The 23,146-nt window shown below is 34.7% G+C and carries 21 protein-coding genes, 1 pseudogene and 1 other annotated feature; of the genes and pseudogenes, 5 read left to right on the top strand and 17 right to left on the bottom strand.

The features are described from left to right. Positions 1-2: 2 nt before the first annotated feature. A complete protein-coding gene (locus NFR82_RS06670; RefSeq protein ID WP_251717512.1) occupies positions 3-1,403 on the bottom strand; it encodes a class II fumarate hydratase in 1,401 nt (466 codons plus the stop codon). A 256-nt stretch (positions 1,404-1,659) separates the two neighbouring features. On the opposite strand from NFR82_RS06670, the gene NFR82_RS06675 reads away from it, so the two are divergent. After that, complete coding sequence (locus NFR82_RS06675) at positions 1,660-2,775, top strand: glycosyltransferase (protein ID WP_251717513.1); 1,116 nt, start codon at positions 1,660-1,662, stop codon at positions 2,773-2,775. Between the two features lie 24 nt (positions 2,776-2,799). Here NFR82_RS06675 and treC read toward each other — a convergent pair whose 3' ends face one another. Further along, the gene (gene treC / locus NFR82_RS06680; protein WP_251717514.1) at positions 2,800-4,470 is read right to left on the bottom strand and encodes an alpha,alpha-phosphotrehalase; all 1,671 of its coding nucleotides are present in this window, start codon (positions 4,468-4,470) and stop codon (positions 2,800-2,802) included. Between the two features lie 17 nt (positions 4,471-4,487). Then, a complete protein-coding gene (gene treR, locus NFR82_RS06685; protein ID WP_251717515.1) occupies positions 4,488-5,213 on the bottom strand; it encodes a trehalose operon repressor in 726 nt (241 codons plus the stop codon). A gap of 187 nt (positions 5,214-5,400) precedes the next feature. On the opposite strand from treR, the gene NFR82_RS06690 reads away from it, so the two are divergent. Continuing rightward, complete coding sequence (locus NFR82_RS06690) at positions 5,401-7,332, top strand: PTS sugar transporter subunit IIABC (RefSeq protein ID WP_251717516.1); 1,932 nt, start codon at positions 5,401-5,403, stop codon at positions 7,330-7,332. A 118-nt stretch (positions 7,333-7,450) separates the two neighbouring features. Here NFR82_RS06690 and NFR82_RS06695 read toward each other — a convergent pair whose 3' ends face one another. The 7 genes and pseudogenes from NFR82_RS06695 to NFR82_RS06725 all read right to left on the bottom strand — a co-directional run bounded on the left by NFR82_RS06695 (position 7,451) and on the right by NFR82_RS06725 (position 12,287). Next, positions 7,451-7,894: a hypothetical protein gene (locus tag NFR82_RS06695; protein WP_251717517.1), complete on the bottom strand. Its 444-nt coding sequence runs from the start codon at positions 7,892-7,894 to the stop codon at positions 7,451-7,453. A gap of 210 nt (positions 7,895-8,104) precedes the next feature. Continuing rightward, positions 8,105-8,770: an antibiotic biosynthesis monooxygenase gene (locus tag NFR82_RS06700; protein WP_251717518.1), complete on the bottom strand. Its 666-nt coding sequence runs from the start codon at positions 8,768-8,770 to the stop codon at positions 8,105-8,107. Positions 8,771-8,780: 10 nt separating this feature from the next. Beyond that, positions 8,781-9,689 (bottom strand): amidohydrolase family protein, encoded by a 909-nt coding sequence (locus tag NFR82_RS06705; protein WP_251717519.1) that lies wholly within the window; start codon positions 9,687-9,689, stop codon positions 8,781-8,783. Between the two features lie 112 nt (positions 9,690-9,801). Next, on the bottom strand, positions 9,802-10,320 hold the full coding sequence (locus NFR82_RS06710) for a GNAT family N-acetyltransferase (protein ID WP_251717520.1): 519 nt from the start codon (positions 10,318-10,320) through the stop codon (positions 9,802-9,804). A gap of 74 nt (positions 10,321-10,394) precedes the next feature. After that, positions 10,395-10,816: pseudogene (locus NFR82_RS06715) on the bottom strand ((deoxy)nucleoside triphosphate pyrophosphohydrolase). A 178-nt stretch (positions 10,817-10,994) separates the two neighbouring features. After that, complete coding sequence (locus tag NFR82_RS06720) at positions 10,995-11,201, bottom strand: hypothetical protein (protein WP_251717521.1); 207 nt, start codon at positions 11,199-11,201, stop codon at positions 10,995-10,997. A gap of 111 nt (positions 11,202-11,312) precedes the next feature. Continuing rightward, positions 11,313-12,287, bottom strand: a complete 975-nt coding sequence (locus NFR82_RS06725) for an NAD(P)H-dependent flavin oxidoreductase (RefSeq protein ID WP_251717522.1) — start codon at positions 12,285-12,287, stop codon at positions 11,313-11,315. A gap of 120 nt (positions 12,288-12,407) precedes the next feature. On the opposite strand from NFR82_RS06725, the gene NFR82_RS06730 reads away from it, so the two are divergent. Continuing rightward, a complete protein-coding gene (locus tag NFR82_RS06730) occupies positions 12,408-12,788 on the top strand; it encodes a winged helix-turn-helix transcriptional regulator (protein WP_251717523.1) in 381 nt (126 codons plus the stop codon). Between the two features lie 92 nt (positions 12,789-12,880). Here NFR82_RS06730 and NFR82_RS06735 read toward each other — a convergent pair whose 3' ends face one another. From NFR82_RS06735 to NFR82_RS06755, 5 genes are all read right to left on the bottom strand, one after another. Continuing rightward, a complete protein-coding gene (locus tag NFR82_RS06735; RefSeq protein ID WP_251717532.1) occupies positions 12,881-13,690 on the bottom strand; it encodes a DNA/RNA non-specific endonuclease in 810 nt (269 codons plus the stop codon). Positions 13,691-13,725: 35 nt separating this feature from the next. Next, positions 13,726-14,373 (bottom strand): sunset domain-containing protein, encoded by a 648-nt coding sequence (locus NFR82_RS06740; RefSeq protein WP_251717524.1) that lies wholly within the window; start codon positions 14,371-14,373, stop codon positions 13,726-13,728. Between the two features lie 3 nt (positions 14,374-14,376). Next, on the bottom strand, positions 14,377-14,685 hold the full coding sequence (locus NFR82_RS06745; protein ID WP_251717525.1) for an Ada metal-binding domain-containing protein: 309 nt from the start codon (positions 14,683-14,685) through the stop codon (positions 14,377-14,379). Between the two features lie 823 nt (positions 14,686-15,508). Further along, positions 15,509-16,717 (bottom strand): MFS transporter, encoded by a 1,209-nt coding sequence (locus tag NFR82_RS06750; protein ID WP_251717526.1) that lies wholly within the window; start codon positions 16,715-16,717, stop codon positions 15,509-15,511. 23 nt (positions 16,718-16,740) lie between these two features. Beyond that, on the bottom strand, positions 16,741-18,222 hold the full coding sequence (locus NFR82_RS06755) for an FAD-dependent oxidoreductase (protein WP_251717527.1): 1,482 nt from the start codon (positions 18,220-18,222) through the stop codon (positions 16,741-16,743). 136 nt (positions 18,223-18,358) lie between these two features. On the opposite strand from NFR82_RS06755, the gene NFR82_RS06760 reads away from it, so the two are divergent. Both NFR82_RS06760 and NFR82_RS06765 read left to right on the top strand, forming a co-directional pair. Further along, positions 18,359-19,222 (top strand): helix-turn-helix domain-containing protein, encoded by an 864-nt coding sequence (locus NFR82_RS06760; protein WP_251717528.1) that lies wholly within the window; start codon positions 18,359-18,361, stop codon positions 19,220-19,222. A 199-nt stretch (positions 19,223-19,421) separates the two neighbouring features. Further along, a complete protein-coding gene (locus NFR82_RS06765) occupies positions 19,422-19,526 on the top strand; it encodes a type I toxin-antitoxin system Fst family toxin (protein WP_251717529.1) in 105 nt (34 codons plus the stop codon). 368 nt (positions 19,527-19,894) lie between these two features. Here the strand turns inward: NFR82_RS06765 and NFR82_RS06770 are convergent, their stop codons facing one another. Together NFR82_RS06770 and glsA are read right to left on the bottom strand one after the other, a co-directional pair. After that, a complete protein-coding gene (locus NFR82_RS06770; RefSeq protein ID WP_251717530.1) occupies positions 19,895-21,520 on the bottom strand; it encodes a peptide ABC transporter substrate-binding protein in 1,626 nt (541 codons plus the stop codon). 152 nt (positions 21,521-21,672) lie between these two features. Continuing rightward, positions 21,673-21,919: a binding site (T-box leader), on the bottom strand. Between the two features lie 73 nt (positions 21,920-21,992). After that, positions 21,993-22,913: a glutaminase A gene (gene glsA / locus NFR82_RS06775; RefSeq protein WP_251717531.1), complete on the bottom strand. Its 921-nt coding sequence runs from the start codon at positions 22,911-22,913 to the stop codon at positions 21,993-21,995. Positions 22,914-23,146: the final 233 nt, after the last annotated feature.

Here is a 23,146-nt window from a genome sequence, read left to right on the forward strand (position 1 = left end):
CCTTATTCCTTTTTACTTTTATCAAGATTGGTCATTTGCATGTAATCCATCCACTCATCATATTGATCTTCAGTAACTTTTCCACTCTTAATTGCAGCTTCACGTAAAGTAGTACCTTCTTTTTCAGCTGCTTGAGCAATTTTAGCTGCATCGTGATAACCAATGTGTGGTGAAAGTGCAGTAACAGTCATTAAGCTGTTTTCAAGCAAGTCATCCATTCTTTGTTCATTAATTGTTAAACCATGAATCATTCTATCAGCAAATCCAGTGATTGTACCAGTTAAAATTTCACATGAATCAAGGAAACCTGAAATCATGACGGTCTTAAATACATTCATTTCAAAGTTACCTTGAGAAGCAGCAAAAGTAATAGTAGTATCATTTCCAAAAACTTTTGCGGCAGCCATAGTTACAGCTTCAGCTTGAGTTGGGTTAACCTTACCTGGCATGATAGATGAACCTGGTTCATTTGCAGGAATGTTCAATTCACCGTAACCTGCACGAGGACCTGAAGCAAGCATTCTGATATCTTGAGCAATTTTGAACATATCAGCAGCTAAAGTCTTAAGAGCGCCATGAAGCACATCAATACCTGAGTGGTGAGCAAGTCCCCAGAACTTATTAGTATCAACCTTGAATTCATGACCATAAACCTTGCTTAACTTTCCGGCGATCCTTTCAGTCATACCAGGAGCAGCATTAAGACCAGTACCTACAGCAGTACCACCGATTGCAAGTTCATACAATGTTGGTTTTAATTGTTTGATGTATTCTAAGTCATGTTTAAGAGCAGACATGTAGCCTGAAACTTCTTGACCAAATGTAAGTGGTGTAGCATCTTGTAAGTGAGTACGACCAACTTTTACAGTCTTCCAGTATTCTTCTTCCTTAATTCTTAATTCATCGATTAAGTGTTGGATTGCTGGTTCAAGCTTATCCAGAGCTTCAACAGCAACGATGTTCATTGCTGTTGGAAAAGTATCGTTAGAAGATTGACCACGATTTACATCATCATTTGGTAAAACATTTAAACCAGGATGGTTTTTATTTGCCAAATTTGCAACAACTTCATTAACGTTCATGTTACTTTGAGTACCTGAACCGGTTTGAAGCACGTGAAGTGGGAAATCTTTACGCAAATCTTCATCGTCTAAAGCAAGAAGTTGATCAATTGCTTCTTCAATTGCTTTACCTTTTTCTTCAGGTTCGTCTCCCACTTCAACATTTGATTCAGCAGCTGCCTTCTTTAAATGTAAGAATGCACGAATGATTGCGAGAGGCATTTCTTCACCACTTGGGAAGTTGTGAAGGCTTCGTTCAGTTTGTGGCCCCCAAAGAGCATCCTTTGGAATTTTAACAGGACCAATGGTGTCACTTTCAATACGGTAATTTTCTTCTGACATAATTTTTCTCCTCTTCTATGTAGTGAATAACATATGAATCAAATTTATTATGTTTATACTTTTTATTTTACACCATAAACTATACCACGTAAGCGTTTTCTAAAAAATAAAAAGTTTAAATTTTTAAAAATTTATTTATTTTTTGATAATTTACAAGTAAAGGTAACTAAGTAGGCATGCTTTTAGCCTTGAATAGCACATTCATATATAATTAATATAACTAAAGTAAAAATAAAATTTTGAAAGGTATGATAATATGCGGATCTTGATTGTAATTGATGATTTTCATAATAAAAGCAATGGCATGTGCATCTCAACCCAACGCTTTGCAAATGAATTTAAAAAACGTGGTCATGAAGTCCGCGTGATTTCTTGTCCAATTAACGGTAAAGTAGACTATCCCGTTAGTCAGATGTATGTACCTTTTTTTAATCGAATCATTAAACGAGAAGGTTATCATTTAGCATGGCCAAATGGCAAAGCACTCAAACAAGCATTGACTTGGGCCAATGTAGTCGCAATTGAAACACCATTTCCATTAGGATGGCGTGCTCAACGGCTAGCCAAAAAAGCCAATATTCCAACCTACGGTACATTTCACATTTTTCCACAAAATCTTACCCAAAATATCCATCTCAATTATCCTTTCTTCAATGATTTGGTAATGTATGTATTTCGTGAACTTTCTTATAAAAAATGTATTGCCATTCAATGTCCAACTGAAAAAGTTAAGGATCACCTTATCAAATATAATTTTCAAAATGAATTATACGTAATTTCTAATGGTATTTCTAAAGAATTCATTGAGAATCCGCATAAACCAAATCCCGGTCACCCCTTCACCATTCTTTGTATTGGACGCTTTTCTAACGAGAAAAAGCAAATTACTCTATTCAATGCGATCAAGAAAAGTAAGTATAGAGATAAGATAAAGGTGATTTTTGCCGGAAAAGGACCACTTAAGTCAAAGTATCAAAAATTAGCTGATACGATGCCGAAAAGACCAATCTTGAAGTTTTATACTCCCCAGCAACTTAGAAGAGTTATGGTCCGAGCCGATTTAGTGGTTCACTGTGCTGATATTGAAGTTGAAGGAATGGCACCGATGGAAGCTTTTGCTGCGGGATGTGTGCCAGTGATTGCTTCTAGTCCTCTTTCTTCAACCGATACCTATGCTTTAACTGAAATGAATCGATTCCCTGCTGAAGACAGCGATATTTTAGCTAAACGGATCGATTATTGGTATGACCATCCAAGTAAATTGAAAGAGATGCGAAAAAAATATCGTGAATTCTCGAAGACACTGACAGTTTCTAAGTCTGCAGATAAAGCTTTAGAGATGATTAAGGAAATTAGTGCTGATGAACCGTAAAAAAAGCGCCGTATGGCGCTTTTCTTATTTTTTAATTTTAACAACTAAAGCTTCATATGGACGAAGGCCAATTTGTTTGCCTAAATTTCCATCTTTTACCTCATCGTAGTTATCGATAAGGACTTCAACATCCTTATCTTGATATTCTTCTGGTAATTCGGCAGTATGATCTTTGCCATAGAAATTAGTGAAGACCAAAAGCTTTTCATCTTGATCATCAAGATACCTTTCATATGCAAAAATTTGTGGATCATCCTTCAAGAACATCTTAATATGACCATCAGAAATCAATTTTTCACTCTTACGAAGTTTGATCAACTTTTGATAGTAATTAAAGATTTCACCATGAGCAAGTTCATCTTTTACATTAATGCGATCTTGATCCATTGGTTTAAGCCAAGGAGTAACTTTACTAAAGCCAGCATATTTACTATTATCCCAATGCATTGGAACTCTTGAATTATCTCTAGCCTTTGATTTAACGATTTCAAAGGCTTTTTCATCGTTCATACCCTTTTCTTTTAATTCTTTAAAGGCATTAAGAGCTTCAACATCAACATAATCATCCATTGATGAATAATCTGGATCAATCATACCCAATTCTTCACCCATATAAATATATGGGGTTCCGCGCATGAAATGAGTAGCAGTTGCCAACATTTCAGCGGATTTTTCACGATATTTACCAGTATCACCAAATCGGGTTAATGCCCAAGGTTGATCGTGGTTGTTCCAAAAGAGTGCGTTCCAGCCCCCACCTTGGTCCATCTTTTCTTGCCATTCAGTGAAGAGTTCTTTCAATTTCATAAAATCAAATGGCATCTTTGACCATTTTTCACCATCTTTATAGTCAACTTTCAAGTGATGGAAAGTAAATACCATTGATAATTCATGTTCACTTGGCTTGGAGTATTCGATTGAATTGGGAATGGTTGTTGAAGACATTTCTCCAACTGTTATGCTATCAGGATCTTGACCGAAGCTTGCAGCATTCATTTCTTTCAAATACTTATGAACAATTGGCGTATCAGTATACAGACTCTTTTCTTGAACTGGATCTGTTGAATCAACTAATACTTCGTCCTTACCAGTAACGTTAATTACATCGAATCTAAAGCCCTTAACTCCTTTTGAACGCCAGAAGTTAATAACTTTAAATACTTCCTTGCGAACTTCAGGATTATGCCAATCAAGATCAGCCTGAGAAGGATCATAAAGGTGAAGATAGTAATAATCAGTATCACCGAATTTTGCCCATGCAGGACCTCCAAATTTACTTTGCCAGTTATTTGGTAAACTGCCGTCGGCCTTACCCTTTCTCAAGTAGAAGAACTTTTGGTATTTCTTATCACCTGCTAAGGCCTTTTGGAACCATTCATTATCAGTTGAACAGTGATTGAAGACCATATCAAGCATTACACCAACACCGATTTCATCTAATTTCTTTACAAGTTCTTCAAAGTCTGCCATCGTTCCAAAACGTGGATCGATCTCATAGTAATTTGCAATGTCGTAACCATTGTCTTTTTGTGGGGAAACAAAGAATGGATTAAACCAAATCATATCGACGTTAAGCTTTTTAATATAATCGATCTTCTCAATGATTCCTGGAATATCCCCTACACCGTCACCGTTTGAATCGTAAAATGATTTTGGATAAATTTGATAAATTACTTTTTTACCTAAATCTGTCATAGCTATTCCTCACTGATTTATAACTTAATTTTTTGTCTTCTAGCAAAATCAACGAACTTGAATTTGCTTGGATTATGGAAGGATAAAGTTAACTCAAACAAAGTTGTATCATTCAAGAAATTGTGACTAGCAACTAATACGCCAAGACTATCGTTAAGCTGTAATAACTTTTGACAATGACTATTAATCTTTTCAACCGTAATTTCCTTAGTTGCATAAGATATGTTTAGCCCTAAGTCATGCTCAAGATAATCGTAAAGAGAATTCTCAGCCGCCTTTTCTGGCAAATCAGTAATTGGTGGTGACAATAGAAAATCACAATCAAGAACTGCTGGTTCACCATCAATTTCACGCAGTCTTTCTATATAAATACCTGCATGATCCTCTTGATTTGGAAACTTCTTCTTAAATATTTCGGGTAAAGTTTCCAGCTTTTCAAGCTTAATAACCTTGGTTTTGGCATTCATACCAAGCGACTTATTCAACTCGGCAAAACTAGAAATTCCAGAAATAGGAAAAGAATACTTCTCCAAATTAAGAACCATTGACCCCTTACCGCGGATTTTTTGAATTAATCCTAAAGAGTTTAAATGGTCTAATGCCTTTCTAACAGTTTCACGAGAAGATCCATATAAAGTAGTCAATTGACTTTCGCTTGGTAAGAATTCTCCTGGTTCAAACTGTTTATGTCGAATTTTCTCTGCGATATCTTGAGCGATAATCTCTGATTTAGATGCAGCCATAATTATCCTCCCTTTCTCATTACAGTTTTAATTATATTCACAATTGTATAGACAAGTAAAGTAAAATATTTATAAGTTAATTTAAAGCAAATGAAATCCTTTTCAAAAAATATATTGACAACTTGTACATACAAGTTTATTATAATTTATGAATCAAATGAAAACGCTTTATAAGGGAGAAAAAGCTATGAATAATAATGAAATTGCAATTCTTGCTCCTGCAAACGGCGAAGTAATTGCTTTGAGCAAGACAAGTGATCCAATTTTTAGTAAAGGAGTTATGGGACAAGGTTTTGGTCTTACCCCTTCAGATGGAAAAGTAGTCGCTCCAGTTAGCGGTACTATTTCAATGGTAGCTGAGACAAAACACGCGATCGGAATTACCACCGAAGAAGGTCTTGAAGTTTTAGTCCACATGGGTGTTGATACTGTTGGATTAAACGGTGAACCTTTTACAGTAAGTGTAAAAAGTGATCAAAAGATTGAGGCTGGCCAAGACATCGCTACAATGGATCTTGATTTTATCAAGGGTAAAAATCTTGATACTACTATCATGGTTTTAATTACTAATTCAAATGATAAAATCGATGGTCTTGATGTAACTGAAGGCCAAGCCAAAGCTGGTGATACAGTTGCTCATGCTTACTTAAAGAGTGCTGAAGAAGACACTTCTGATAAAAAACTTTCATATGATGAATTAGCAACTTTTATTATCAAAAACGTTGGTGGTAAAGACAATATAAAGAGCTTAGTTCACTGTATTACTCGTCTTCGTTTCCAATTAAAAGATGAGTCTATAGCAAACGACGATGTTCTTAAGAACCAACGCGGAATCTTAGATGTCATGCACGCTGGTGGACAATATCAAGTTGTAATTGGTAATGAAGTTACTAACGTATATGATGCCGTAATGAAGCAACTACCAGGACTTGGTGATAACCCTACTCCTGATACAAGTGATCAAAATGATGACAGAAATCCAGTCTCAAAAGCATTCGGAAACTTAATCGGATTCATTACTGGTTCAATGAGCCCTGTCATCGGGGTAATTGCTGCATCCGGTGTTATTAAAGGTTTGCTTGCACTTCTAACATTGCCACAACTTGGTGCACTTTTGAATGTTAAGAGTCCAATCTATATTACTGTTAGTGCAATGGCTGACTCAGCATTCTTCTTCCTACCAATTCTTGTAGGTTATAGTGCTGCGAAGAAATTAAATAGTGATCCAATGATCGCTGCAGTAATTGGTGGTTTCATCACCTACCCTCAAATGATTGATTGGGGTAAGCAGATGATGCACATGTTCAGCATTGGTAGTTGGAACTTCCAATTCTTGAACTACAGCTACTCAATCTTCCCAATGATTGTTGCTGCATGGCTTGCTGCTGTGTGTGAAAGATGGCTTAAGAAAGTTTTACCAAGCTACCTTCAAATGATCTTTGTTCCAATGATCACTATCTTAGTTGTTTCAACTCTTACCTTAGTCTTCACAGGTCCAATCATTCAAGGTGCTGCTAACGGAATTGCTGTCTTTATTAACTGGCTTGTATCAATTTCAGGTTGGCTCGGTGGTTTCATCATCGGTGGATTCTACCAAGTACTTGTTATCTTTGGTCTTCACTGGGGGGTTGTTCCACTTATCGCTCAACAAATTGCCGGCACTGGCCAAAGTGCATTAAACGCTATCGTCTGCTCAACTATGGTTGCTCAAGGTGCTGCTGTTCTTGCAGTTGCTGTTAAATCAAGAAAGGCAGACATGAAAGAATTAGGTATCGCTGCTGCTATTTCAGCATTCTGCGGTGTTACTGAACCTGCAATTTATGGTATTAACTTAAGATTTAAGAGAGTCTTCATTTCAGGTTGTATCGGTTCTGCATTTGGTGGCCTTGTAACAGGTCTTATGCACGGAACTATGTACGGATTTACTGGTGGTTTAATTGGGTTCCCAAGTTTCTTTGATCCAAAGAACCCAACGAATCTTAACAGCTTCTATGCATTCTTAATTTCCAGTCTTGTTTCAATCATTGTCGCCTTCATCGTAACTTGGGTATGGGGTTACAATGATAAGATGACTATGGGCAAGAAAGTTGAAAAGAAGAAGCGCCCAGGTACTAATTAAAAAAATTAATTATTATTGACTATAAAAAAAGCGATGAACTTTTAAAGTTTCATCGTTCTTTTTACATCTTTATAGTTATAATTATTTGCAGTACAAAAAAGTTCTAGAATCTCATTTATTAATCTTCACTATAAACTAATTTCATATAATCACGTAAATCAGTAACAAATTCATACGCAAAGAAGACACATATTGCAGCAATCCAAGATTTAGTAATCCAATATGCCAACCAGATTCCTCCGACAAATACAGCAAAAAGAAAAACAATTCCTAGAATCACCATTTTAATACCAAAATCACCAATGATATCTTTTAATCCTTTTTCTACAAATTCGTCTTCTTGCTTATCAAGCTTTTCTTCTAGTTTATTTTTACGATAATGGAACTTACTCCAAGCATAATAAAGCAAACCCGCAAGCAATATAAGTACCCCTACTATTGCTATAGTTTTATTACTATATTTACTAAAAATAAGTATGCTACCTAAAATAACGGCTATATCAATTATTACTGCACGCAAAAGTTTTTGCTTTTTATAATGTTTAATGTTAATTTCTCTCATAAATGTTATTTTAACATATAAATATAGCTACTTCAGTACCTTTCTCCAAAAGAAAATCCTTACCATTTAACTGGAGTGATTTTATAAATATAACTTTTCTTGAAATTTCGAGGTATCGATAGTTTTATCGGCAATTTCTACTTATGCATCACTAAAAGGGCATCACTAATGAGAAACTCTCAAAAGTGATGCCTTCTTACTTTTTATATTTTAACGATAAATTAGTTCACCCTGATCAACAATTGTATCAGCAGTCAGCTTAATATCCTCTGAATCATAAATCATTTCTTGCGTATTTGCAGCAAACTTTTGATGCCAATCCGTCTTAAGATGGGCTTCATAAGCTGCTTTATCTTCGAAAATTTCAAGAATTCTCCATTCATTTTCGATATCAAACATATTACCTGCAACTACTCCTTTGAAACCATCTTCATTAACAAGAGCATTTTCCATTTCAGATTGGAGCTCATCACCGAACTTCTCAAGGTATTGATCAACCAAGGTAATCTTTCTCATTACAACATAATGATGATTCTTACCAGTAATCTTAAGTGGCTTTTCTTTGGTCAAAATAAGTTGCGGTGTTAATTCAAACATATCGCGTTCTTTGATAACTTCTTTCGCAATGGTTGCATAGTGCGCAAATTGCGGTGAACCAGCATGAATCTTGTAACTTTTCTCATCCTTGTAGCATTCGATAACATAATTGCTTACGCCATCTGGATCATCATGTGTCGCAGCCATAAAAAGCGTACCCGGTTCATCTTTAATCGAAGTCGTCATGTTTCGTACGCCCTCTTCTTCAAATTTATCTTTATCTTTTTCATCAATTGTTAAATGATAAAAACGTAAAATTGGTGCATCTTCTAATCTCATTTATTTACCCCTAATCTTCAATCATATGTTGGTAATTTGTAACGAAAATTTTGTGATCATATAAATCTGAAATATCAAGATTTTCAATCGCATCTGAAACAATCTTGTCAGCCCCTGATGGCATAACTGCAAATGGTGCATCGGTTCCAAAAAGCACATGATTAATGCCAAAGTAATCAATTGCTAATTGCAAAGCTGGCGTATTACCTAAAATTGCAGTATCAACATAGAAATTCTTGAACATTTCTGCATGCTCTTTATCAAGAATATGGTTAATTCGTCCACTGAAAAATGGTACCATCGCACCTGCATGGTGAACTAAGACCTTTAAGTTTGGATAATCCTTGAAAATATCACTTTGAACGATTTGAAGCATTGCCTGTGATAATTCATATTCCCATGAAAATACTAAATTATTATCGGGTTTACGTTTATCAAATACTGGATGTAGCCAAAGTGGGATATTCAATTCTGCGGCCTTAGCAAAAATAGGCAAAAATTCAGGCATAGCAATGCTTTTACCAAGATGTCGGGTGAAGATTTGTGCTCCAACCAAATGATTATCTTTGCTAATTTCTTCCATAATCTTGAGTGATTCTGGAACATTATTTAAGGCTAACATCCCTACACCAGCCTCAAATTTGTCGGGATGCATTTCAACGATTTCAGATAATTCTTGGTTAGCCTCACGAGCGATCTCTGCAGCCTGCGAACCAGCAACATAATCTTCAGGATTAATATTGGCAAACGAAATAACTTGCTTAGTTTTTTTATCCGGCCATTTTTCAAGACGCTCATCTAAATCAGTTAAAGTATTTATGTTAATAAATGGTGCTTCCTGAGGAATATTAGGATCAATGTCTAGCATAGTTTGATAAAATTTTGGCGTAATTATATGCGCAAAAGAATCGATTTTCATATTAGTCGTCTCCTCTCCGGCTATAAGTTTCTTTGTTTTTATTATATAAAAATAACAGTCCAAGATTAAGCAAAATGGACTGCAAATTTTTTACTGTATTTTTATTTCTTTCCTATAAATTTAATTCATACGCCAAACGATCTGGATCTGCGGGCTCATCATCTACCCGGATTATTCCACGATACTCAAAGCCATTATGTTGAGCCAAAGTTTGCATTGGAACATTTAACTTATGAGTATCAACTCGAAAGTTCCTAATTCCTTTTGCATATTTTAAGGTCAGAATATTTGAAATAAAAAGCTTGGCTAGACCATGACCTTGGTAGTTAGAGCTGAAGCAAATACGATGAATCGTTGAATATTCATCCTTTTCATTCTTCCAACTACCATTAATTTCATTGTAGTTTGGGTCGATTCCGTCAATCACTGCCGCATAAGCCGCAACTTGATCCCCTACTACAAAAACGTATCCTACATTATTCTTTAAATCAGTTTGAATTGTCTCTTCATTAGGATAGCCATTTTGCCATTGCGTGCTACCGGATTCTTTTAAAAATTGCTTCGCTTCATCAATTATTGACATAATATTTTTTATATCATTTTTATTTGCTAAACGCATGTATTTTTGCATAACTTTTACCTCTTCCTACATATTTTGTCTTATCTATAAAATCGTATCATGCAGTTCATTTTCTATTCCAGCCATTAAATCTCAATCTCCCGAAAATCAGTCTTTGCAAGTTCTGCAACAAGTGGAGCATCGGCTGGCGCCCAATTTAATTCGCTAACTTTAGATGCGGGGAGCCATTCGATTTTGCTATGAGCAACCAAGTCAAGATTATGCGTGAGAAGTTTAGCGTAAAACACCGTCAATTAACAATTCCGAAGTCGTATTCATATCTAACAGTTTCACCAAGTTGTGGTCCAATCTTCACTTCATCATGAAATTCTTCTTTAAGCTCACGTTTAGCCGCTTCTTGTGGCGTTTCGCCCTTTTCAATTTTTCCGCCTGGGAATTCCCACATCCCGCCAACGAGACGATCCGCATCCCTCTTGCCTGCCAAAACTTCATTCTTCTTTTGATCAATAATCGCCACGCCAGCGACTCTGATAATTTTCTTCGTCATAATATTTGCTCCTATGAGAATTAGATAAGTTTATTTTACTCTAGACAACGGCAATAAAAAATATGTTTCAACTATACTTAAATCCAATATATCGGATGAAAAATAATGAAGCGTAATAAAAGACCCAAAAGTGTCTAACTTTTGGGCCTCACTTCATTTGCTAAGTTTTGTCTTTTGTTTATTGTTTCTTTTGAGTTACTAAATTATACGAGCAGACATTCTTGTCAACACTATGGTTGGAAGGTCCAACATAATAAGTTGGCTTGTGACTCTTAATTTTATCATTGTCTACTCCATTTGTAATTGTCAAAACATAGTCGCTAGTAGCTTGACTAATTTTCCATTCTAAATCTGAAATCTTGATAGTTCTCGATTTGAACTTCATTTTCTCTACTCTCCTTTATTCAATTTTTACTCTGTTACAATATTAGAATATCAAAAATATATACAAATTAATAGTAGAGAAAGAAAAATACTCAAACTGTAGTTATTTATACTATTTAGTTCCTTCATTCAATCGATCAACGATATTTGCGGCCGGTTCAATCTTATTTGTAAATGAAACTCCAAGACCTGTGCCAGTGAATCCTTTACTCAAATCTCCCATTACATCCCCATAGTAAAGTCCCATAAACTTATGAGCTGCTTCATAAATTTCTTCAGCCGACTTTCCTTTTTCTTCCATCTCTTTTAACCTATCAGGTAACTCACCATGTAGTGTTCGGAAGAATCTTGGTACTGCGTTAAAGCTTTCTAAGTCAAAAATTGTGCTTTTACACATTAGCTCTTTAATATTATTAGCAATTGCGGCTTCCTCAGCGACCAAAAATGCTGTTCCAACATAAACTGCTTGAGCACCTAATGCAAAAGCTGCTCTAACTTGACGAGGATCTGCAATTCCTCCGGCCGCAAAGACTGGTGTGTCACCTGCCATATCTACCATTACAGGAAGAATATCCATCAAACCTAAATAAGTAGGTTCCCCACCAGCTTCAAAGCCGGTTGCGCCAATCACATCAACACCAGCGGCCAAAGCTTTTTCAGTATCTTCAACGGTATTGTGGTTTGGTCGATAAATCACTTTAATATTTTTACTATGGAATAAATCTACCCATTCTTTTGATGGAGATTGATTGAAACCTCCCACCATCACGATTGGGACATGTTCTTCAACCACTAACTTAAACATTTCATAAGCTGATTTGTCCTCTTCTGGTTGATCTTTTGTAATTAAAATTTGTACAGCGAATGGATTAGCAGTAACATCTTTTACTTCTTTAATGGCTAAACGCATTTTTTCAGTTGCTGATAATTTTTGCTCAGGCTCATTATCCAAAATTGGGTTAACTCCAAATATTCCCAAACCTCCAGCTTTGGAAACAGCCGCTACTAATTTTGCATTAATCATTGAATGCATAGGTGCTTGAATAATTGGTTTTTCGATTCCTAAAATTTCAGTTAACTTATTCATACTCATCAACCTCATAATATACATGACATCTTATTTATCTTTGGCTTCATCATAATCTGTTATGATAGAAATTGTAAGAACTGTAATTTTATACAGTACCCTTTTCAATGAGGTGATTTTATGAGTTTTAAATGTCTTGATGATGTTAGTTCAACTTGGATTTCGAATAATTTAGATGAAATTGGCGTTTTATACACTATTGATCTTTTAAGGGGAAAATGGAAAGGCTACATTATTAAAAAATTAGCAAAAGAAAATCAAAGCTATAGTCAGCTGAAACATTCACTTGAAACGATAACTGAAAGTGCACTGGCTAAGAAGTTAAAGGAATTGCAAGAGGACGGCATTATTGCTAAAAAAATCTACCACACTAAACCGCTAAAGACAGAATACTTCTTAACTGATAAAGGTAAGGATCTTAGTAAGATATTAGATGAAATGCAACTTTTTGGTAAACAGTATAGCTCGATTGTGAGGGATGCATTTAATAAATATAGGTAGGTTAGACATAATTAAATTTGCTAATCAATGTTTTAGCAATAACTTTTATTCTTATGAAAAAAGCATCCCTTTTGTAGGGATGCCCAATTTTATTATGCTACCTTACTTGTTCCGTTAGAGTAGTTCAACTTCACTCCTGGCTGAACATTAAAAATGTAAACATTGAAGTGAACCTCATTAGAACCGGTTGATTGACCTTCCATTTCTACTCCACGAGCAAGTAGCTCATTACCTCTAAATACTGGAGTCACACGATATCTTACATAATGCGAACTACTTTCCTTAACATAATCTGCCACTTCATTTTCATAACGAAGCATATCAGGATCATTAAGCTGACGAGTTCCTGTCATCAAGTTCTTGATATTGTTGTTCTGTCCAGTCAATTGATAACCGATCAAGTGACAACGGTTGTAGAGCCATCCACCAGCAATTCGCTTATTATGCCAACCAGTTGGATCAACATGAAGTGGTTCCCGTTTAGAAGTTGGCATTAAGTTTTTGTTCAAAAGCGCATTAGCAGCTGTAACGCGGTTTAAGCCATCCAAGTCACCATAACTTTGCCATGAACCATCGCTTGTACTAAGGTCAGATTTTGAAAAGCTTGGATTATTATTGTTAACAACAATCACGTTATTACCAGAATAATTTAGACTAGCTAACTTTGCCTCACTCACTGACTCAACATGATTACTTGTGTATTTACTGAGTTGTTTGTGAAGTTTAGCAATTTTCTTATCTAGATTTTCAATCTTTTCTTCAGTATTTTTGTTTTCAGCTTCAATTTTCTTTGCCTTAGTTTGATCAGACTTATCATATTTGATTACTGTCTTAATCTTAGCAATCACTGGTTGAACAGTATCAGTTGCACAAGCTATTCCGCCTAATGAAGCGGCAATCATGATAGTTGAAAGGATTTTTTTGACATTTTTCTTCATTATCTTTTTGCCTTTCTGTATCCTGCAGCAATTGCTTCTTGTTCACTATTAAAGTAAACAGCATTTGATGAGTTCATTCTGTAGCCAGCCTGACCAGGAACATGATAAATCTTGGAATTAACATTTCCAACAATCTTGCCAGTTTCTGCAGTATTCATGTCACCATGATTACCAGCACCTTCACCATGACTAGTCGCTTTTCTAGTTGAATGACTAGCCGCTTCATTTGCACGCGTCTCTTTTTCGCGTGCTTTTTCTTCACGCTTAAGTTCGGCCTGATGTTGCTTTTCCTTCTCTTCTTCTGAGGAAAGTTGAGCAGAAAGTTTATCGTATTCTTCCTGTTTTTTCTTTTCTTCAGCAGTCAAAGACTTTTGCTTGACCTTCGCTCTTACAAGTTCCTTACTTCCCACCTTCTTAATTACATAATGAACTTGCGGTGCTTGTGAGCTTGGCTCTTCTTCATCAGGAAGACTATTTCCCCATGCACCGAATAAAACAAATAAAATTGCAATTGTGCTAATACTAGACCAGAGAATCTTATGATGATTATTCTTGAACACATAATTCTTAAGTAAATAATATGGTCCAAGATAATACCAAAAGAGAATCCAAAGAATTACTTTTACAGTTTTAGGTAGATTGTTCATAAATTACCTCTTGGATTCACGGTAGCCTGCTGCTTTTGCGGCAGCGATACTCTTGAAAATCACTACATTACCGCGATTCATACGGTAACTGCGACCACGTTTTCTCACATGGAAAATCCTAGAACGACGATTACCAACAATTTCATAACTACTAGTCCAGACCTTAGTTCTGTCTTTGCTTCTGCTGTATCTAGCTCTGCGAGAAGCTTCTACAACCTGCGTATTTGAAACTGCAGTTGTTTGAGCTAAAGGTGCGGCTACACCAATAAGCATTAAAACTGCGGCAATTAAATTCAAAGTCTTTTTCTTCATTTATATCTTCTCCCACTTTTTTAAATTACCTACTAATCTTATAATAGATACAGTTTAATGTCTGCGATTTGTAGACAATTATTTTCATTTTGTACAAAAATACTAAAAATTTGATTGACTAGCCTTTAAGGAAAAGAAAAAAGGTCATCTTGCGGCTCACTATATAACTACTATCCTTTTTTACTAGCTAAGTGTTACTAGAGGATTATTAATAAGTAATTCCATTTCTTATTACCATTACCTAAAACATCAGCTTACATTCGAGCTTCTATGTAAAGCTCAAGAATCATAATAAATAAAAAATAGTCGTCCGAAGACGACTATTCCGTATTGAGTTACTAAAGGAGCTTTTCTACTAGCTTAAGAATTTACTTTTTAACATGCTATAATTATAAATAGGATAAAGAATAGGTGCTCGATAAGCATGCATCTAAGAGCTAATCAGCCAATTAGTTCACAGAATCGTGGACGGTCATTATGACCGTCTTTTTTGTTAACGGTGCTCATTAATCATAATAAATAAAAATACATCATTGGACATATTTTGGTAAAAATTATATGCAGTTTTCTTTATGGTTTTAAAAAAATAAAAAGCCCATATACTGATGTAAGGCAATATACAGGCTTGTTTCATTATCACTAGGTTTTCTGCTAGTGATTTTTTTATTGCTCAGATTCGTAAGTTTCAAATATAACTTCTAGAATCTGATTAATATAGTTATCAAATACATGGTCGACCCTATGCCATCTTTTGGTAGTTAAATCAGTAAAGATTTTGAGCATAAAATAAAGCTTGCATTATCTGCAAGCTTTAAAGTCATTACTAGTTTACTTTGATTTGATGAGCAACCATATTCTTTTGATAATGACCTAAAATAGCAATTCCTGAGAGAATTAACGCTAAAACTCCACTAACTATAAATACATTTGTTGCTCCATGGAAAATATTAGTTAGTGGATTCACCACAAAAGGACTAATTACTCCCCCAATTGGATTAATGGCTTGATACACACCTAAGGCCATTGAAACACTTTTCTTATTTACAACAGTAGAGATTAAGTAAGCAAATTGCCCCATCGCAATACTCATTGCAGCACCTACTACAAAACTTCCAATTAAGACTGTAATCAAAGTAGAGCCAAAACCGATTAATAAATATGATAATCCATATAGTAATAGTGCTAAAGCAATTGATGAATACTTAAATTTCTTTCCAATTTTCCCAACAATAAAACCGCAAAGTAAACCTCCAATTAATGAGATAGTTGACGTTAAAGCAGCTTGCGAAGTTGAACCTAAATGCTTTTCAGTGATAAAAATAGCAATATTATTATTCAACACATTGTTCAGTAACATAGTACAAAATGCCCAAAAAGCTGAATAAAAGACATACTTATTTATCTTAATTTTTTCGTTAGCATCACTAACCTTTTGTTCAGATTCTTCATTCACAGCTAATGGTTTAAATGGAACTAAGCAAAGAACAATAATAAAGTCTAGAACTGCAAATAAATAAATCCAATAATTATTTATCCAATTACTACCGGCTGCCAATTGGCCGCCACCCATAATAAAAATAATTCCTCCAAGATTAGTAAATGTAGTGGTAAGCCCCATAGTAGATTGCTGTTCCGTAGATGGCAACATTTGTGAAATCAGAACTTGTGATAAATTAGTGCAAGCACCTTGTCCTAATCCAACTAAACATGAACAAATTACCAAGAAGATAAAATTAGTGTTATAAACTAAAGGTAGCAGACCTCCAATTCCTGTCAAAGCAATCATAACTAAAGTTAATGTTTTGATATTAATTTTAGTTGCAGTTAAACGCCCCATAAGTAATCCAGCAATCATCATAAACAAATTAGGAAATGATGTTAACATCTGAACATCAGTATTACTTAATGCAAAATTTTTAGCAATAGCTGCATATGATGGGGTAATTGCTAAGGCTGCCATTCCCATCGAACTAACTGCTAATACACCTATTCTTGTTTTTGAAATATATGAATTATTACTTGCTGCTTTCATTTTTGTTCTCCCACCAAAAATTTCTAATTAATATCTTTCACAGCTGCCAGACCAGCTAATCTTCCCGAAGTCCAAGCAAAACCTGAAGCTAAACCTTCATAAGCTGGATAACTTTGGCCTTCGTAATAGCCACCCGCATTTGCTCCTCCTGTATACAATCCTTTAATCGGTTTAAAGTTGCTATCTAATACACGCAAATGGTCATCAACACGAACACCACCTACAGTTCCTAAATATGCAACTTGAGCTTTAATTGCATAGAAGGGACCTTCTTCAATCCCATATTTCATATGAATACCTTTTTTGGCAAATTCCACATCATTCTTATATTTAATTGAATGATTATAATTTTCAACAGAAGCCTTTAAATTTTCATAATTAAAGCCTGCATTCTTAGCTAGTGCTTTTAAACTTTCCCCTTTAAAAGCGGTTCCTTCTTCAACGGATTTATCTGCTAATTTTATAAAATCACCTGGCTTATCAGTTGCTCCAGGACCAGCCTTGGAAACTTCTAATTCTTCGCCGTTTGTATAGGCCTCCAAAGTTTTTTTATCTACTAAAATATAGTACATGCCCCCAACATTATAAGCAGCATTTGCCCAAAGAACGGTATCATAAACTGTATCTTCATTGGTAAAACGACGACCATCAGGATCAACCCACATTAATGGAGTTAATAAAATACGCGTTAATGGATTATCTGAAAATCCAGCTAAATGCTTTTTAGATGTATTCTGAGTAACTTTTGATTTAGCTAATTGAGCGGCATGAATTAAAGCATGTGAATCAATATTAATACCACCGGCTTTTTCAAGAGCATTCATACCTTCTCCCATACTTGGAACTCCTAATTTTCTTAGACGGTTAGTATGCATTAATTTTGCAACTCGTTTTTCATCCCCACCAAATCCACCTGTGGCTACAATAACTGCTTTAGCATGAATAATTAATTCGTTGCCATCATTATCTTTAGCTATTAATCCACAAATAACGCCATTTTCATCTTTAATTAAATCTTTCATGGTGGTATTAAACATAAATTTAACGCCTTTATCTTCTAATGACTTTTGAATGCGTGAATAGGCATTATTCTTATCTTGATACATGTGGTAAGATCCTCCTGCGTAAGGATTTTCACGATGCGCAAATTGAGTAGTATTAGCAGTCGGGTTTAATTTTATACCCATTCCTAAGCTTTCTAATTCTTCTAAAGTAGGCTTAGCATTTTCTACAATTCTTTTAGTTAATGGACCATTATTAAGATAATGATTGTACTTATTAAGTTGACGAATGGCTTCTTGAGTACTTAAGTGGAGTCCAGCTTCTTGTTGCTCTTTCGTATCTATTGCAAAAAATCCACTAGATATTCTCGTATTTCCACCAATTTGATCTAATTTCTCTATAGCGATAACTTTTAATCCATTCGTGGCAACTGCATCAGCTGCACCCAAGCCTGTCCCACCAGTACCTGCTACTACAATATCGGTTGAAAACTCTTTTTTCATTTTAAAATTTCCTCTCACTTTAAATATTAATTTCCAGCATCTTTGTTAACGCTTACAGATTACTGCTAAAAATAATATAATTATATAGTAAAAGTTATCTTTTTATTTTGGATAAGTTAATATAAGGAGAAATAAATTGTTTATTAAAAAATATAAAAATGGCGAAATAATCGAATATAGTCTAATTGCAAAGGGCCAAACTAAGAATAATAATTATCATTTTGAATTTATTGAAGCTCTGGCCCCTTGCTTTCTTGATGCTAATCATCGACAAATCTCTCTCAATCAATTTGATATTGTTATTTCTCAATACTTTAAAAATATTAAAATAAAGTCGAAATCAGAAGAAAAATGTATTCGTCACATCGGAATTAATTTAAAATACCCCACGCCTCTTAATCAATATTTAGTTGCAAACAATCCGCTCATTCATGATTTTATGAACGATACTGGTAACAATTTAAAATATGTAGTTTTTACCAATTTAAATAAACAAATTTGTCACAATTATCTAAATCTTCTTGAAATCTTTTGTGATGATTCTTCACAACCTTATATTGCTTTTCAAGCACAAAGAGTGACAGGGCTCTTATTGACTGAATTATTACGTGATCATCGATCTAAAATTTCCAAAAATCAATCTGCTTTTCCTTCAGCAAAAGTTAAATATGCCAGTAAATATACACAATCAGGCTCTATCATGGCTTATATTTCTACGAAAAATGGAAATGTTACACTAGATGAAGTCGCAAACCATTTTGGATATCACCGAAATTATCTTTCAAGGTTATGCCACAAACTGTTTAATACTGATTTCATTCATTTACGTCTTAATATTCGAATGAATTTAGCCTGTGAACAACTAACACTAACTACTAAGAGTATTGAAGAAATTAGTTCAGAATTAGGATATAAAGATTTATCAACTTTTACTAAACAATTCTTAGACTATTACCATGTAAGCCCTAGTTTATATAGAAAAAAGAATGCAGTATATTAATAAAATTTTATTATTTACAGCACAAAAAAGGCTTTGTGAATTCTAACTCGTATAGAATTCGCAAAGCCTTTTCTTATTCCTCTTCAGATATATCAGTTTTATTTTATACCCAAATTGTTGTAATTCTAAAAAAGATATTCATTAATTTGGAAAAATATAACTTGGTGACTACGTACCTCTCCTTGAAGGGAGTGAGTTCATGATTCACGATGTTATTACTTCATTGATTGCCCAAATTATTGTTGGTATAGTACTTGCGCTATTCGATGATCGGTTGGATCATCGGCATGATAATGAAAAGTAGTTACCTCTAACTCACTGCTTAAATAGTTGCATTAAATAAAAAAAGAAGCCCTATCGTTGCAGGATAGGGCTTCTTGAGTTCATGTATCGATGTTATTACTTTGTTGCGACTCTCATTATATCACATGATAATTAAAACTTTTTCGAAATTCTCTTTAACTTGATATAAATCAGGAATAGCCTATCAAGCCAAGAATAATTATTGACCACGTAATAATATCCTGTATTCTTTATGAATAGTGATAACAATTTTGTTTTTTGCATAAATCTTTTATTTTCTTGAATTTTCTTTTCGGCACATTGTAATTTTCCTCGATAATTACGAAGCTACACATCTATAATTGTAGTGCGTAGATACACATTTAGGTTTTATTTAAAAAATGCTCTAGTGTAATCTACTTCACCAACTGAATGCCATAAAACACCCTTCAAATTATTTCTAACTAAATGACTTTCAGTCATGTTATATAAAGGTGCAGTGCCCGCATCTTTAGTTAATTGACGTTGAGCGTTACGAACATCTGACCAGTATGATGCAGTATTCACGGCACGTGCACTTCTAGCACTTTTTACTACTTTATCATATTGATTACTACTATACTTACCATTGTTTAATGAGTTTCCAGTTTGCAAAACATCTAGATCACTCATTGGATCCGCAAAATCTGCTAACCATAAACTAAAGTGCATATCAAAGTTCCCTTTATTAACATTATCCATTGCATTTTTAGCCGGAACAGAATGTACTTCAACATTTGCGCCTGGCAACTTGGTTTCTACTTGAGACTGTACAAATTGAGCAGTATTACGATTGATAGTTTGATCATCAGTATAATATGAAAGAGTAACACTCTTCTTATTCAATTCTTTTAACCCTTCTACCCAGAGTTTTTTGGCTTTTTTCAGGTTATAAGTTTCTGCTGGTTTCATTTCCTTTGCAAAATCTTTACCAGTAGTAGGATCAACAGCTAACGTCGGAGCAACAAATGTATAAGCGGGAGTTGATCCGTCCGCCAGAACTTTTTCAGCTAAATGATTGCGATCAAGAACTAAATTTAATGCCTGACGAAGTTTTACATTTGAAAATGGATGCCCTTTAGCTTGATTAAGTTGTAAATAATAAACTCCTGCTCGCTTTAAATGCATTAGATCCTTATCTTTTTGCATTCCTTGCGCTGTAGTTCCCGTGATTGTTGCATCATCAAGATTTCCTTGTTGGAATAATTGATGAGCGGTGTTAGCATCTTTAACCACTTGCATCTTCATCTTTTTTAAATGAATATCTTTCTTGTCATAGTAATATTTATTTTGATCAAGATCCCACGATAAATTACTACCTGTCCATCCGTCTACTTTAAATGGACCATTATAATACATCTTGTTCGAATCAGTACCATAAGAATCGCCAAATTTCTTTAGCGCAGTTTGACTTTGTGGAAAAAACGCTGGTAAGACCATCATTCGATCAAAGTAAGGCATTGGATATTCAAGATCTACCTGTAAAGTATGTTTATTAACCGCCTTAACACCAAGATCTTTTGTTGGTAATTTACCTGCTGCTACTTTGGTAGCATTCTTTACTCCAGTAAAGATATAAGAATAACCTGATTTTGATTTTGGGCTAACTGATCTGCGCCATGATGCAACAAAATCTTCTGCTGTTACTGGATCACCATTAGACCATTTGGCATCTTTTCTTAAATTAAAAGTATAGCTTTTACCATTATTTGTTGCTTTAGCGACGCTTGTAGCCATTGCTGGTGTGGGATTTCCTTTTTTATCTGCACGATATAAGCCTTCCATAGTATTTTCTAACACATTCCATTGACTGATGTTTGCTTCATTTGAATTGTCAAGTGATAGAATTTCTCCAGTTTGCATTAAGTGAAGAGTTTGATCTGTCTTTCCTGCTGTCGAACTCTTCTTGCCACATGCTGTCAATGATAATCCTGCTAAAACAACTGATGCTGATAATAAAACTCTCTTAAATTCCATAATTTAAATCTCCCGTAAAAAAATAAGTGATATCTATTTGCTAAAATATTAATTTCAATGTCATCCATATTGTTCTCCTCTCAAAAATCAATTAGCTTTCATGATGAGAAAAACCGATAAACAAAAAAACGCCCTACTAGATCATATTGACCTAATAGGGCGTATGTTAGCGCGGTACCACCTATTCCTTCGCCGAAAAATTTTCAGCCTCGTTCACGTACGGCCGATCATAGTTGAACCAGCGATACGTCGCCGCTATATAGGGCGGACCCTGAAAACGCTAATATCGCATTTTCGGCTCAAAGGTGATTTTCACTGAAGATTTATTATCTCCTTACACCAAACGGAGACTCTCTAAAAACATATCTTTAAGTTACTTTTCCTTATCAAAGCTAATTACTATTTCTTGTTGCATTATATATTACGTAGCCTTTAATGTTACGTCAAGTATTTTTTATATTAATTTAAGCTTTTAACTAAAAATATCCCAGCTATATTCCTTACTTACATCTTCAAGCAGGCACAAACCCGCAATACTATTACCAATTTCATCAAGTGGAGGACTAAAAATTCCAATTCCAGCCTTGTTAGGAACTGCCGAAACAAGCCCGCCACCAACACCACTCTTAGTAGGAATTCCAATTCTTGCAGAATAAATTCCGGAGGTATTGTATAGACCAGTAGTCATCATTAATGACTTGGTAAAAGTTGCTGCAGTTTTCGAAATAATTCGCTTGTTATCCCATGGCTTGATTCCTCCATTTGCCAAAACAGCGCCAAAGTTAGCAAGATCGCGAGCAGTTACCATCATTGAACATTGTTTGAAATATGTAGTTAAGCTTTCTTCCACATCGGCCTTCAGAATTTCCTTCGCCTTCATATAATATGCTAAAGAACGATTCATATCACCGGTCTTTTGTTCAGATTTAAAAATCACTTCATTTAACTCAATTTGCGGATCATTACAAATTTCTCTAGTAAAGTCTAGAATCTGTTCAAATGCAGTTTTATCTTCATTATCTTTAATCACCGAAGTCATTAAGATTGCACCAGAGTTAATAAATGGATTAAGTGGTTTCTTTCCGCCTTCGATTTCTAAATTCAAATTAGAGTCAAAGCCAAAACCGGTCTGCCTAGTACCGACAATTGAATCAACAAAATCTAATCCCAAAGTTTCAATTGCATAAAGCAACGTGATGACCTTTGAGATACTTTCAATTGCAAAATAAGTATCACTATCACCGGCTACTGAAACTTTTCCATCTTCAAGATTGTAAATTGCTATACCAAGTTGCTCTGGATTAACATCGGCTAGCGCTGGAATGTATGTAGCAACATGACCATTCACAACTTGCGGTAAATTTTTCGTTACTAAATTAGCCAAGTCAGTCATAATTTGCATCCCTTTCGTATGAAATTAATTGTTCTCGTTTAACTTATATTTCTTTTGATCTGTTATCAAATTATACACATAAAATTTTCACTGATAAATGTTGTTCAGATAATTTAGATATAGAAAAAGACCCAAAGGTGTCTTGATCCGTACCGTGTCAAGTAGACAGTTAAAATATATAAATTAATTAGCTTAATCAGTTCGCTATTATGCGAGCTGATTTTTCTTTGCTT

The sequence above is a fragment of the Lactobacillus agrestimuris genome, from assembly GCF_943193025.1.
GTDB classification, from domain to species: Bacteria; Bacillota; Bacilli; order Lactobacillales; family Lactobacillaceae; genus Lactobacillus; species Lactobacillus agrestimuris.